This is a genomic window from Streptomyces sp. NPDC048496 (genome assembly GCF_043200055.1).
Classification (GTDB): Bacteria; Actinomycetota; Actinomycetes; order Streptomycetales; family Streptomycetaceae; genus Streptomyces.
Map to the genome: position 1 here is coordinate 190,559 of NZ_JBICXB010000008.1, position 12,090 is coordinate 202,648.

11 protein-coding genes are annotated in these 12,090 nt (G+C 71.2%); 2 read left to right on the top strand and 9 right to left on the bottom strand.

The window, feature by feature from the left end; translation table 11 throughout:
* Position 1 precedes the first annotated feature (1 nt).
* From gatC to ACGFSA_RS11990, 6 genes are all read right to left on the bottom strand, one after another.
* Positions 2 to 298, bottom strand: coding sequence for an Asp-tRNA(Asn)/Glu-tRNA(Gln) amidotransferase subunit GatC (gene gatC / locus ACGFSA_RS11965; RefSeq protein WP_358862620.1), 297 nt, complete (start codon positions 296 to 298; stop codon positions 2 to 4).
* A 163-nt stretch (positions 299 to 461) separates the two neighbouring features.
* Complete coding sequence (locus tag ACGFSA_RS11970) at positions 462 to 2,618, bottom strand: putative bifunctional diguanylate cyclase/phosphodiesterase (RefSeq protein ID WP_393303115.1); 2,157 nt, start codon at positions 2,616 to 2,618, stop codon at positions 462 to 464.
* A 301-nt stretch (positions 2,619 to 2,919) separates the two neighbouring features.
* On the bottom strand, positions 2,920 to 5,115 hold the full coding sequence (gene ligA / locus ACGFSA_RS11975) for an NAD-dependent DNA ligase LigA (RefSeq protein WP_393303117.1): 2,196 nt from the start codon (positions 5,113 to 5,115) through the stop codon (positions 2,920 to 2,922).
* Between the two features lie 29 nt (positions 5,116 to 5,144).
* Positions 5,145 to 6,170, bottom strand: coding sequence for a methionine synthase (locus ACGFSA_RS11980; RefSeq protein WP_393303119.1), 1,026 nt, complete (start codon positions 6,168 to 6,170; stop codon positions 5,145 to 5,147).
* A gap of 119 nt (positions 6,171 to 6,289) precedes the next feature.
* Positions 6,290 to 6,979 (bottom strand): SDR family oxidoreductase, encoded by a 690-nt coding sequence (locus tag ACGFSA_RS11985; RefSeq protein WP_393303121.1) that lies wholly within the window; start codon positions 6,977 to 6,979, stop codon positions 6,290 to 6,292.
* 28 nt (positions 6,980 to 7,007) lie between these two features.
* Entirely contained in the window at positions 7,008 to 7,547 is a 540-nt protein-coding gene (locus ACGFSA_RS11990; RefSeq protein ID WP_393303123.1) for a TIGR00730 family Rossman fold protein, read from the bottom strand.
* Positions 7,548 to 7,645: 98 nt separating this feature from the next.
* Between ACGFSA_RS11990 and ACGFSA_RS11995 the strand changes: the two genes are divergently transcribed.
* Entirely contained in the window at positions 7,646 to 7,981 is a 336-nt protein-coding gene (locus tag ACGFSA_RS11995) for a DUF427 domain-containing protein (protein WP_393303125.1), read from the top strand.
* A 3-nt stretch (positions 7,982 to 7,984) separates the two neighbouring features.
* On the opposite strand, the gene mnmA is transcribed toward ACGFSA_RS11995, so the two are convergent.
* Positions 7,985 to 9,136, bottom strand: a complete 1,152-nt coding sequence (gene mnmA, locus ACGFSA_RS12000) for a tRNA 2-thiouridine(34) synthase MnmA (RefSeq protein WP_393303127.1) — start codon at positions 9,134 to 9,136, stop codon at positions 7,985 to 7,987.
* A gap of 61 nt (positions 9,137 to 9,197) precedes the next feature.
* On the opposite strand from mnmA, the gene ACGFSA_RS12005 reads away from it, so the two are divergent.
* Positions 9,198 to 9,914: an N-acetylmuramoyl-L-alanine amidase gene (locus ACGFSA_RS12005; RefSeq protein ID WP_393303129.1), complete on the top strand. Its 717-nt coding sequence runs from the start codon at positions 9,198 to 9,200 to the stop codon at positions 9,912 to 9,914.
* On the opposite strand, the gene ACGFSA_RS12010 is transcribed toward ACGFSA_RS12005, so the two are convergent.
* Both ACGFSA_RS12010 and ACGFSA_RS12015 read right to left on the bottom strand, forming a co-directional pair.
* Complete coding sequence (locus tag ACGFSA_RS12010; protein ID WP_393303131.1) at positions 9,907 to 11,076, bottom strand: cysteine desulfurase family protein; 1,170 nt, start codon at positions 11,074 to 11,076, stop codon at positions 9,907 to 9,909. The two genes, ACGFSA_RS12005 and ACGFSA_RS12010, sit on opposite strands and share 8 nt — an antisense overlap.
* A 133-nt stretch (positions 11,077 to 11,209) precedes the next feature.
* A complete protein-coding gene (locus ACGFSA_RS12015; protein ID WP_393303133.1) occupies positions 11,210 to 12,055 on the bottom strand; it encodes a thioesterase family protein in 846 nt (281 codons plus the stop codon).
* Between the last annotated feature and the right edge of the window lie 35 nt (positions 12,056 to 12,090).

Below are 12,090 nucleotides of genomic sequence, written 5' to 3' on the forward strand. Positions count from 1 at the left end.
TTTAGTCCTCCCCCAGGATCTGCGGCACCTTGAAACGCTGCTGCTCCTGGGCCGGGGCGCCGGAGAGCGCCTGCTCGGGGGTGAGCGACGGACGGACCTCGTCCGCGCGCATGACGTTGGTCAGCGGCAGCGGGTGGGAGGTCGGCGGTACGTCTTGGTCGGCGACCTCGGAGACGCGGGCGACCGCGCCGATGATGTCGTCGAGCTGACCGGCGAAGTGATCGAGCTCTTCGCCCTTCAGCTCCAGACGCGCCAGCCGGGCGAGGTGGACGACCTCCTCGCGCGTGATGCCAGGCATGCAGCGATCCTCAGGGGTGAGTGTTGTGGTTTTGGCCCCAATCCTATGGGGTCCGCCATGGGAGGGACCGCCACCCATGGAACACTCCGCTCCGTTCTGCGCGTATCGGGGCCGGTCGGGCCCGTCGAGAAGGCCCCCGTATAAGACCGACCGGCCCGCCCGCTCACGTCGTCGCCGGACGCGAGGGAATCCCTCGCCCGGGGGACCGCGGCTCCAGCTCGGCCACCCCCGTCGCTGCGGCCGCGGCCGCAGCCGCCGCTTCCAGCTCGGCCGGCCGACGCCACCCGTGCTCACCGCGAGCCCTCAGCCAGGCCGTCGTCTCCTGCGGCGGCATCGCGGCAGCCACCAGCCACCCCTGCACCGCGTCGCAGCGCAGATCCCGCAGCCGCTCCCACGTCTCGTCGTCCTCGACGCCCTCGGCGACGACCAGCAGGCCCAGCGAGTGGGCCAGGTCGATCGTGCAGCGGACGATCTCCGCGTCCTCGTGGTCGACAGCCAGCCGGGCCACGAACGACCGGTCGATCTTCAGCTCGCTGACCGGCAGCCGGCGCAGGTGGACCAGCGAGGAGTACCCCGTACCGAAGTCGTCGAGCGACATCTTCACGCCGTGCCCGGTCAGCCCGGCCAGCGTGTCCGCGGCGCGCTGCGGGTCCTCGAGCAGCACGTGCTCCGTGATTTCCAGCTGCAGGGAGCCGGGAGGGACGCCGTGCCGGGCGAGCCGGGCCGCGACGCCGCCCGCGAAGCCGGGGGTGTGGACGTCGCGCGGGGAGACGTTGACCGCGACGGGGACCAACAGCCCCTGTGCCCGCCACCGGGCGACCTGCGCCAGCGCCGTCTCCAGCACGTACTCGGTGAGATGCGGCATCAGACCCGACGACTCGGCGATGGCGATGAACTCGTCCGGAGGGACCCGCCCGCGCTCCGGATGCACCCAGCGCACCAGCGCCTCGAGTCCGGCCACCTGCCCGTCGAAGCGGACCTTCGGCTGGTAGTGGAGCTCCACCTCGCCGGCGTCCAGGGCGCGCCGCAGGTCACCGAGCAGACCGAGCCGGTCCGGGGTGTTGCTGTCCCGCTTCGACTCGTACACCTCGACGCCCGTACGGTCCCGCTTGGCCTGGTACATCGCCACATCGGCGCGCCTGAGCAGCTCTTCGGCGTCCAGTGCGTGCTCGGGGTAGACAGCGACACCGGCACTGGCCTCCAGCACCAGAGTGAGTCCGTCGAGGTCCAGCGGTGAGGAGAGCTCGGCGACCAGATGGCGGGCGACGCGCTGGGCGCTGGTGGTGGAGTCCGTGGTCGGGAGCAGTACGGCGAACTCGTCGCCGCCGAGCCGCGCGGCCTCCGCTCCGCGCGGCAGGGCCAGCCGGAGCCGTTCCGCTATCTGCAGCAGCAGCCGGTCCCCCGCCAGATGACCGAGGGTGTCGTTGACAGCCCGGAACCGGTCGAGGTCGATCAGGACGAGGGCGGATCTGGCGCCGATGCTCTCGGCGTCCTCCAGGGCCGTCCAGGCGCGTTCCAGCATCCACTGCCGGTTGGGCAGTCCCGTCAGCGGGTCCCGCAGTTGCTCCTCGGCTCTGGCCCGGGCGATCCAGAGGGTGGAGTCCAGGGCGATCAACGGGACCGCGAAGAGCGGCAGCAGGACGGGGGTGGTCATCGCGACGACACAGATCAGCGGGGCGATGCCGAGCAGGGCGACCGCGACGAGTCCCTGCCGCAGCAGGGCCGTACGCGCGACGGTCGGCAGCCCGCCGGCCTGAGTTGCCCGCGCGTACCACAGGAGGACCCGGGTGACGAGGAGATAGGTGGCGGCGGCGAGGAGGACTTCCGGGACTGCGTGGATGCCCCAGTCGAGTGGCTGCCAGGGCGACTCGACGGTCTGTACCTCACCGAACGCGGCGAGGACCAGCGCCGCCGCCCCTATCCCCAGGATGTCCACCGCCCCGTGCAGCAGCCCCTGCGACCAGCGGTGTCTTCGTGCGACGCCGACGAGGACGACGACGCCCATGCTGACGAGTCCGGCGGGCACCCAGCCGTAGAGCAGCAGGACGGCCAGGGTGAGGGCGGCGCCGGATCCGGTCCCGCCCCACCAGCGGTCGCGCCCGAGAGCCACCAGATGGCCGACGATGATTCCGGTGAGGACGGCGAGCGACCAGCCGGCCTCGCCGTCCGGGAAGAGCGCGTGCCCGTCGCTCACGCTCCGGTAGAAACCGGTCGCGAGCTGGACAGCGGCGATCGCCATGACGACGGCACCCACTTTGGGGGTAAGGCCGACGAAACCTTGCAGCCGCGACACCGGTGCGGCGCTCTCGGTCGGTTTCATTCCGTCCCTCTCACAGCCGGCGGTGCCGATGTCACCTGTTGTCCCGCTCCCATGCCACCACGGCCCCACGGCGGTCGTGCAGCCGGGGCACGGCAGGCGCACGTCTCAACAGTAGGCCGCGAAACCCCCTACGGGCAGCGCTCTACAGCTGTTGCCCGAATGCAATCCGACCATCCGTCAGCGTCGGTTGTGCGCCGAACGGGTGAACCCTGACGCCCCGACCGCGCCTCTTGCCCGGACGGGCCCCTTCCGTATCGCGTCCGGATCCGTCCCGAACCCCGTCCGGCGCCACCGCGGCCCGCTACTCCTCAGCCGGTTCGGCGACAGGTACAGCCGCCGCGCGCGCCGCTTCCGGCCCCTCTTCGAGCAGAACGGCGAAGCCCGCCCCATCCAGAACCGGAACCTTCAGCTGCATGGCCTTGTCGTATTTCGAGCCCGGGTTGTCGCCGACCACGACGAAGGAGGTCTTCTTCGAAACGGAACCGGTGACCTTGGCTCCCCGGCTCTGCAGGGCCTCTTTCGCACCGTCCCTGGTGTGGTCGGCCAGCGTGCCGGTGACGACGACGGTGAGGCCTTCGAGCGGCCGGGGCCCCTCGTCCCCGCCCGCGGACTCGTCCGCCATCCGGACCCCGGCCTCCCGCCACTTGCGCAGGATCTCCCGGTGCCAGTCCTCCGCGAACCACTGGGTGACCGAGGCGGCGATGATGGGTCCGACCCCGTCGGCGTCGGCCAGCTCCTGCTCGGTGGCCGCCTCGATGCAGTCCATCGAACGGAACTGACGGGCCAGCTCCGCGGCTGCGACCGGACCCACATGACGGATCGACAGCCCGGTGAGAATCCGGGCCAGCGGAGCCTCCTTGGCGGCGGCGACGGATTCCAGCATCGCCACGGCGTTCTTCTTCGGCTCGCCGTGCTGATTGGCGAAGACCAGGGCGGTCTTCTCCTCGCCGGTCCTCGGGTCGCGCTTGGGCAGTCCGCTGTCCATGTCGAGCACATAGGCCCGGATCGGCAGCAGCTGCTCGATGGTCAGTCCGAAAAGATCGCCCTCGTCGCTCATCGGCGGTTCCACGGGCTCCAGCGGCCTGGTCAGAGCGGCCGCGGCAACGTAGCCGAAGTGATCGATGTCCAGGCACTTGCGGCTCGCGAGGTAGGCGACGCGCTCCCGCAACTGGGCCGGGCAGGAGCGCGCGTTGGGACAGCGGACGTCGATGTCGGCCTCCTTCATGGGCCGCAGTTCCGTCCCGCACTCGGGGCAGTGGGTCGGCATCACGAACGCCCGCTCGGTGCCGTCCCGCAGATCGACGACCGGGCCGAGGATCTCCGGGATCACATCGCCCGCCTTGCGGATCACCACGGTGTCGCCGATGAGGACGCCCTTCTCCTTCACCACGTTCTGGTTGTGCAGCGTGGCGAACTCGACCTCGGAGCCCGCCACCTCGACCGGCTCGACCTGCGCGTACGGAGTGACCCGGCCGGTGCGTCCGACGCCGACCCGGATGTTCACCAGCTTGGTGTTCACCTCCTCCGGCGGGTACTTCCAGGCGATCGCCCAGCGCGGGGCGCGCGAGGTGGAGCCCAGCCGGCCCTGGAGCGCGATCTCGTCGACCTTGACGACGACGCCGTCGATCTCGTGCTCCACGGAGTGCCGGTTCTCGCCGAAGTACGCGATGAACTCCCGTACACCGTCGAGGGAGTCGACGACCTTGTTGTGTCCGGCAGTGGGCAGGCCCCACTCGTGCAACAGCTCGTAGGCGTGCGAGAGACGGTCGGTCCCGAAGCCCTCACGGGCACCGATGCCGTGCACCACCATGTGCAGCGGGCGGCCCGCGGTGACCTTCGGGTCCTTCTGGCGCAGCGAACCCGCCGCCGCGTTGCGCGGGTTGGCGAACGGCTTGTCGTCGGCCGCCACCAGCCGGGCGTTCAGCGCCTCGAAGGCCTCCATCGGGAAGAAGACCTCACCGCGGATCTCGACCAGCTCCGGGATCCGGTCGCCCTTCAGCCGGTGCGGGATCTCGGCGATCGTACGGACGTTGGGGGTGATGTCCTCACCGGTGCGGCCGTCGCCGCGGGTCGCCGCGCGGGTCAGCACCCCCCGTTCATAGGTGAGGTTGACCGCGAGGCCGTCCACCTTGAGCTCGCACAGGAAGTGGTAGTCCGTGGTGCCGATGTCCTTGGCGACGCGCTCGGCCCAGACCGCCAGCCCCTCGTCGTCGAAGGCGTTGTCCAGGGAGAGCATCCGCTCGCGGTGCTCGACCGAAGTGAACTCCGTCCGGTACGGCCCCGCGACCTTCTGGGTCGGCGACTCGGGCGTACGCAGCTGCGGATACTCGTCCTCCAGTTCCTGCAGCGAGCGCATCAGCCGGTCGAACTCGGCGTCGCTGACGACCGGCTGGTCGTTCACGTAGTAGCGGAAGCGGTGCTCCTCGATCTGCTCGGCGAGGAGCGCATGCCGCCCCTGTACCTCCGCGGGCACTTCCGACTGCTGTACGCCGGTCATCGTCTCGTCCTCCCGTTACCCGATACCCGTTACTCAGGGTTGTCTGCGAGCGATCTCGCGGCCCGGGCGCAATGGGCGAGCGCGGCGCGCGCGTACGCGGGCGACGCGCCCGCGAGGCCGCACGACGGGGTGATCACCAACGACTCGGCGAGAGTCCCCGGATTCAGCCCCAGCCTGCGCCACAGCGTCCTGACACCCATGACGCTACCGCCCGGGTCCGACAATGCGCCCGAAGCCGGGTCAGTGCCGGGCACCACTCCGAGGAAGAGCTGGGTCCCGCCCTCGACCGCTTCCCCGATCGCCTCCTCCTCACGCTCGGTGAGCAAGGAGAAGTCGAACGAAATACCGTCGGCCCCGGCGCGACGGAGCAGCGCGAACGGCACGTCGGGCGCGCAGGTGTGGACGACCGTGGCACCGTCCCCGTTCGCCGCCAGCACATCGCGGAGCGTGCCCTCCACCACCTGCCGGTCCACGGCCCGGTAGGTGCGGTATCCGCTCGCCGTCCGGATCCGTCCGCGGAGCACACCGGTCAGGGACGGCTCGTCGAGCTGCAGGATCACCTGCGCGCCAGGCACCCTGCGCCGTACGTCGGCGAGGTGGTTCCGCAGCCCCTCCGACAGGGAGCCCGCCAGATCGCGGCAGGCGCCCGGGTCGCCGAGCGCTGCCTCGCCGCCGCGGCGCTCCAGCGCCGCGGCCAGCGTCCAGGGGCCGACGGCCTGGACCTTGAGCGGTCCCTCGTACCCCTGGGTGAACTCCTCCAGGGCGTCGAGGTCCTCGCCGAGCCAGGAGCGGGCCCGGCGGGTGTCGCGGCCCGGCCGGTCACTGATCCGCCAGCCGCTCGGCTCGACGTGGCCGTACATGTCGACGAGCAGCCCGATGGTCCGCCCGGTCATGTCCGCGCCGGGCCCGCGTGCGGGCAGCTCCGGCAGATACGGCAGCCCCTCGCCGTCCCCGAAGGACCCGGTGACGGTCTTCGCCGCCTCCCGCGCGTCTCCCCCGGGCATCGACCCGATCCCGGTGGCGTGGCACCCGCTGAACTTGCTTTTCTCGCTCACGCAGGAAGCCTACGGTCCGGGTCGCCGGGCCCGTCGCGGGGCGGGCCCGGCAGAGCGCTTGCCCGGCCCCTGCCCGGGGCCCGGTCCGACCGCGATCCTGGTCCCGGCCCGGGTCCCGGTCAGTGCCCCGGGCGGACTGTCAGGTCGTTGACCTCGGCGTCCCGCGGCAGATCGAGCGCCATCAACAGCGTGGTGGCCACGGACTCCGGGTCGATGAACCGGGAGGCGTCGTACTCCTTGCCCTCCTGCCGGTGGACCTTGGCCTGCATGGGGCTGGCGGTGCGCCCGGGGTAGACGGAGGTCACCCGTACCCCGTTCTCGTGCTCCTCGTGGCGCAGCGAGTCGGCGAGCGCCTTCAGGCCGTGCTTGCTCGCGGCGTACGCACCCCACTCCGCGTGCGCGCTGAGCCCGGCGCCCGAGTTCACGAAGACGACATGGCCCTGGGCGACCCGCAGCTGCGGCAGGAAGAGCCGGGTCAGCTCGGCGGGGGCGACCAGGTTGGCGTTGAGCTGGAAGTGCCATGCCTTGGGCGTGAGGTCGCCGACCCGGCCGAGCTCCACGACGCCCGCGATGTGCAGCAGCGAGTCGAGCCGCTCCGGCAGCGACTGCTGGGCGAACGCCCAGGAGAGCCGGTCCGGGTTACCGAGGTCGCCGACGAGCGTGCGGGCGCCGGGGTACAGCGCGGCGAGCTCCTTGGCGCGGCCCGCGTCCCGGGCCAGCAGCACGAGCTCGTCGCCCCGCTCCAGAAGACGGCGTGCGACAGCCGCGCCGATGCCGGAGCCGGAGCCGGTGATGAGATGAGTGGACATGGCCCCATGGTCGCATCCACCCACCTGCCTACTGCAGCCCGGACCACTCCTCGAGGTACGCCAGGGCCCCGACCGCGTCCTTCGCGAAGAACACCAGATCGGCGAGCGGAATCGGCAGGAAGCCCTCGTCCTCCATGCGCTGGAACTGCTGGCGCAGCCCGTCGTAGAAGCCCGCCGTGTTGAGCAGGACCACCGGCTTGTCGTGCTTGCCGTGCTTCTTCAGCTCCAGGATCTCCGTCGCCTCGTCGAGTGTCCCGGTGCCCCCCACCATGATCACGATCGCGTCGGCCTTCTCCAGGAGGAGTGCCTTGCGCTCGGCGAGATCGCGCGCGATCACCATCTCGTCGGCGTTGGTACGGGCCTTCGCGGCCAGGAAGTCGACCGACACCCCCACCAGCCGTCCGCCCGCTTCCTGCACCCCGTCGGCGACGACCTTCATCAGTCCGCTCTCCGACCCGCCCCAGACCAGTGTGTGTCCGCCCCGGCCGAGCAGTTCGGCGAATTCGCGGGCGGGCACGGTGTAGCGGTCGTCGAGGTCGGCTGCGGAGAGAAAAACACAAATGTTCATGCGGCAACCGTAGGGGCACCCGGGCGTGCGGGTGGAGAACCGGTCGGCAGCGGGGCGGAAAGGGGAAGAAATCGGCCCGTGACACGGCTGAACCAGACATGACTTCCACACGAGGACACATCATCACCGTCGAACCCGGTACCGAGCATGTACGTGTGGTGCGCGACGGACAGCTGCTCGCCGAGAGCCGGCGCCCGCTCGTCCTGCGCGAGACGGGCTGTCCGGCGCGCTACTACCTGCCGCCGGCCGACGTCCGTACGGAACTGCTGACGGCGTCGGACACCCACACCCACTGTCCGTTCAAGGGAGATGCCTCCTACTGGTCACTGCCGGACGCGGCCGATCTCGTCTGGGCCTATCCGGACCCGAAGCCCGAAGTCGCCGCAATCAAGGACCACTTCTGCTTCTACGACACCGAGATCGTCTCCGACTGACCGTCAGGCGCCGCTCTCACGTGCCTGGCCGACCGCTGCTTCGGTGCGCCGCACCGTCGTCGCGATCGTCGCCGAGCCGACCACCCGCGTCCCGTCGTACAGCACGACGGCCTGGCCGGGGGCCACGCCCCGTACCGCCTCGGTGAAGGTGACGTTCAGTGTGCCGTCCACGAGCTCGGCGGTCACCTCGGTCTCGCCGCCGTGGGCGCGGAGCTGCGCGGTGTAGGTGCCGGGGCCGGCCGGGGCGGTGCCGCACCAGCGGGGCTTGATGGCAGTCAGCGCGGTGACGTCGAGGGCCTCGACCGGGCCGACCGTCACCGTGTTGTTCACCGGGGAGATGTCGAGGACGTAGCGCGGCTTGCCGTCGGGGGCCGGATGACCGATGCGCAGGCCCTTGCGCTGGCCGATGGTGAAGCCGAAGGCGCCCTCGTGGGTGCCGAGCCTGTTGCCGGACTCGTCGAGGATGTCGCCCTCGGCCTTGCCGCCGAGGCGGTCGGCCAGGAAGCCCTGGGTGTCGCCGTCGGCGATGAAGCAGATGTCGTGACTGTCGGGCTTCTTCGCGACGGCCAGGCCGCGGGCCTCCGCCTCGGCGCGGATCTCTTCCTTGGTGGTGAGGGTGTCGCCGAGCGGGAACATGGCGTGGGCGAGCTGCTTCTCGTCCAGGACGCCGAGGACGTACGACTGGTCCTTGGCCATGTCCGAGGCACGGTGGAGCTCACGGCTGCCGTCCGCGTTCAGCACGACCGTGGCGTAGTGGCCGGTGCAGACGGCGTCGAAGCCCAGGGCGAGCGCCTTGTCGAGCAGCGCCGCGAACTTGATCTTCTCGTTGCAGCGCAGGCACGGGTTGGGGGTGCGGCCCGCCTCGTACTCGGCGATGAAGTCCTCGACCACGTCCTCGCGGAAGCGTTCCGCCAGGTCCCAGACGTAGAAGGGGATGCCGATGACATCCGCGGCGCGGCGGGCGTCGCGGGAGTCCTCGACGGTGCAACAACCACGCGCTCCGGTACGGAACGACTGCGGGTTCGCGGAGAGGGCGAGGTGCACACCGGTCACGTCGTGGCCCGCCTCGGCGGCGCGGGCCGCGGCGACGGCGGAGTCGACACCGCCCGACATGGCGGCGAGCACCCGGAGGGGGCGCGGGGAAGTCTGATTCATAGCTCCACCAGGGTACGGGTCGCCGGGAACCGAATGCTCGCGGATATGCGTTGTCGATCACATGGGGACCAAGGGGACGGCGGGCGCCAAGGGCTCCGCAGGGGCGAAGTCGGGGCACGGCATCAGCCGGCGCGGGCTGCTGATCGGCGCTGCCGTCACGGCCGTGGGCACGGCGGCGCTGGCGCGGACGAAGCTGGAGCATGCCTGGTGGCGGCTGCCCGGAGTCGACAAGCCCCGGAAGCCGGGTGAGCTGGACTACGCCGGGGCGGAGTGGATAGCGGCGTCCCCGGCGAACTGGCGGCGGGCGGACCGCCCCGCCGACTACGACATCGACCGGGTCGTCATCCATGTCACTCAGGGCAGCTACCGCGGCGCGGTCAAGGTCTTCCAGAGCCCGGACCACGGGGCGGCGGCACACTACGTGGTGCGCCGGGACGGCCATGTGGCGCAGATGATCCGTGAGCTGGATGTGGCGTTCCACGCCGGGAACAGGTCGTACAACGAGCGCAGTGTCGGCATCGAGCACGAGGGGTTCGTGGACCGCCCGCAGGACTTCACGGCGGCGATGTACGCGTCGTCGGCGCGGCTGACGGCCGCGATATGCGGGCGGTACGGGATTCCGGTGGACCGCAAGCACATCATCGGGCATGTGGAGGTGCCGGGCACGGACCACACCGATCCCGGTCCGCACTGGGACTGGGACCGGTATCTCAAGCTGGTACGGGCAGCGGCTGCCGACCAGGCGAAGGGCCCTGGGGGCCCGAGACCCCCTAGCTGAGCCCCGCCGTCCTGGCGCGCTCGACTGCCGGCCCGATCGCCCGTGCCACGTCCTCGACGTCCTGCTTGGTCGACGTGTGGCCGAGCGAGAACCGCAGCGTGCCGCGGGCCAGGTCCGGATCGGTGCCGGTGGCCAGCAGCACATGGCTGGGCTGGGCGATGCCTGCCGTGCAGGCGGAGCCGGTGGAGCATTCGATGCCCTGGGCGTCCAGCAGCAGCAGGAGGGAGTCGCCCTCGCAGCCGGGGAAGGTGAAGTGGGCGTTGGCCGGGAGCCGGCCGCCGGGGGCGGGGTCGCCGCCGAGGATGGCGTCGGGGACCGCGGCCAGCACGGCCGCGACCAGTTCGTCGCGGAGCCCGCCGATCTCGCGGGCGAACTCCTCGCGCCGTTCGGCGGCGAGCCGTCCGGCCACCGCGAAGGCGGCGACGGCGGGCACGTCGAGGGTCCCGGAGCGCACATGCCGCTCCTGGCCGCCGCCGTGCAGCACGGGTACGGGGGTGTGTTCGCGGCCGAGCAGCAGCGCGCCGATGCCGAACGGGCCGCCGATCTTGTGCGCGCTGACAGTCATCGCGGCCAGCCCCGAGCCGGCGAAGTCGACGTCCAGCTGGCCGAAGGCCTGGACCGCGTCGGCATGCATCGGCACGTCGAACTCGTTGGCCACGGCGGCCAGTTCACGTACCGGCATGATGGTGCCGATCTCGTTGTTGGCCCACATCACGGTGACCAGCGCGACATCGTCGGGGTTGCGCACGATCGCCTCGCGCAGTGCGTCCGGGTGGACGCGCCCGTACGTGTCGACGGGGAGGTATTCGACGGTCGCGCCCTCGTGTTCGGCGAGCCAGTCGACTGCGTCCAGCACCGCGTGGTGCTCGACGGGACCGGCGAGAACGCGGGTGCGCCGTGGGTCGGCGTCGCGGCGGGCCCAGTAGAGGCCCTTCACGGCGAGGTTGTCGGCCTCGGTGCCTCCGGAGGTGAAGACCACCTCGCTGGGGCGTGCGCCGAGAGCGTCGGCGAGGGTCTCTCTCGACTCCTCGACGGTACGGCGGGCCCGGCGCCCGGCGGCGTGCAGTGAGGACGCGTTGCCGGTGACGGCGAGCTGGGCGGTCATCGCCGCGATCGCTTCCGGAAGCATCGGCGTGGTCGAGGCGTGGTCGAGGTATGCCATGGTGGGCTCGATTCTACGAGCCCGCGGCGGGGCGCATGCCGGGCGCATCGCGGTCCGGTACCCGTGCACGATGGGCGGGTGCTGAGCCGCCTGTCCGGATCCGGTCGGGAGCCGCGCCGGGGCGCACCGTCGGTCAGCTGCGCGGGGCGCGGGCCAGCTGGCGGGACTGAGCGACCAGCCGGTCGGCGCTGTCCCAGACGTCCGCGTCCTCCTCCAGGAAGCCGCCCGCGAGGTTGCGGGTGGTGATGGAGACACGCAGCGGGCCGGGGGCCGGGCGGCAGCGGATGTGGGTGGTGAGCTCGATGGTCGGCGTCCAGCCCTTGAGCCCCAGCTCGAACGAGGTCGGCGGCAGCGCGTCGACGGTGAGCAGCAGGGAGTACGGGTCGGCGTCGCGGCCGTCCGCAAGGCCGAACCAGCCGCGCATCTCGCCCTTGCCGGACGGGGCGCCGACGGCCCAGCCCACGGTCGACGGGTCGAGCTTGATGCTGAGCCGCTCGGTGATCGCGGAGCTTCCGGGGATGGGCGCCGGGCCGTCGCCCGGGCCGAAGCACTGCTCGATCGGCGCCATGGCCGGCGGCTTCGCCGACGTACGGATGTCGCCGGAGAGGGAGCCCAGGTCGCCGTAGGTGCCGAGGACCCGGATGCGCTCGACCTCGGTGCCGTCCTCCGCGTACTGGAAGAGGGACGCCTGGCCGGTGGAGAGGGTCCGGCCGGTGCGGACAACCTGTGTACGGATCACCGCAGGGCCGGGGACGGACGCGGTGAGGTAGTGCGCGGAGACCGAGAAGGGATCGGAGTGGGGCAGGGCCTCGCCGAGCGCGCGGCCGAGCATGGCCAGGAGATACCCGCCGTTGACGGCATGGATGATCGTCCAGCCCGCGGAGAGCTCGGCGTCGTAGACGCCTTCTTCGCGAAGGGTGACGGCGGTGTCCCTGTCGAACTCGCTGTCACCGATGAGTGCCTGAGCTGCCTGTGCCATGAGATGCACCGTACACCGAGTGCATTACTGAGCGG

Coding starts and splice junctions, on each gene's coding strand:
- mnmA (WP_393303127.1), bottom strand. CDS start 9,136: ATGAATCAGACTTCCCCGCGCCCCCTCCGGGTGCTCGCCGCCATGTCG.
- ACGFSA_RS11985 (WP_393303121.1), bottom strand. CDS start 6,979: ATGTCCACTCATCTCATCACCGGCTCCGGCTCCGGCATCGGCGCGGCT.
- gatC (WP_358862620.1), bottom strand. CDS start 298: ATGCCTGGCATCACGCGCGAGGAGGTCGTCCACCTCGCCCGGCTGGCG.
- ACGFSA_RS11995 (WP_393303125.1), top strand. CDS start 7,646: ATGACTTCCACACGAGGACACATCATCACCGTCGAACCCGGTACCGAG.
- ligA (WP_393303117.1), bottom strand. CDS start 5,115: ATGACCGGCGTACAGCAGTCGGAAGTGCCCGCGGAGGTACAGGGGCGG.
- ACGFSA_RS11990 (WP_393303123.1), bottom strand. CDS start 7,547: ATGAACATTTGTGTTTTTCTCTCCGCAGCCGACCTCGACGACCGCTAC.
- ACGFSA_RS12015 (WP_393303133.1), bottom strand. CDS start 12,055: ATGGCACAGGCAGCTCAGGCACTCATCGGTGACAGCGAGTTCGACAGG.
- ACGFSA_RS12010 (WP_393303131.1), bottom strand. CDS start 11,076: ATGGCATACCTCGACCACGCCTCGACCACGCCGATGCTTCCGGAAGCG.
- ACGFSA_RS12005 (WP_393303129.1), top strand. CDS start 9,198: ATGGGGACCAAGGGGACGGCGGGCGCCAAGGGCTCCGCAGGGGCGAAG.
- ACGFSA_RS11970 (WP_393303115.1), bottom strand. CDS start 2,618: ATGAAACCGACCGAGAGCGCCGCACCGGTGTCGCGGCTGCAAGGTTTC.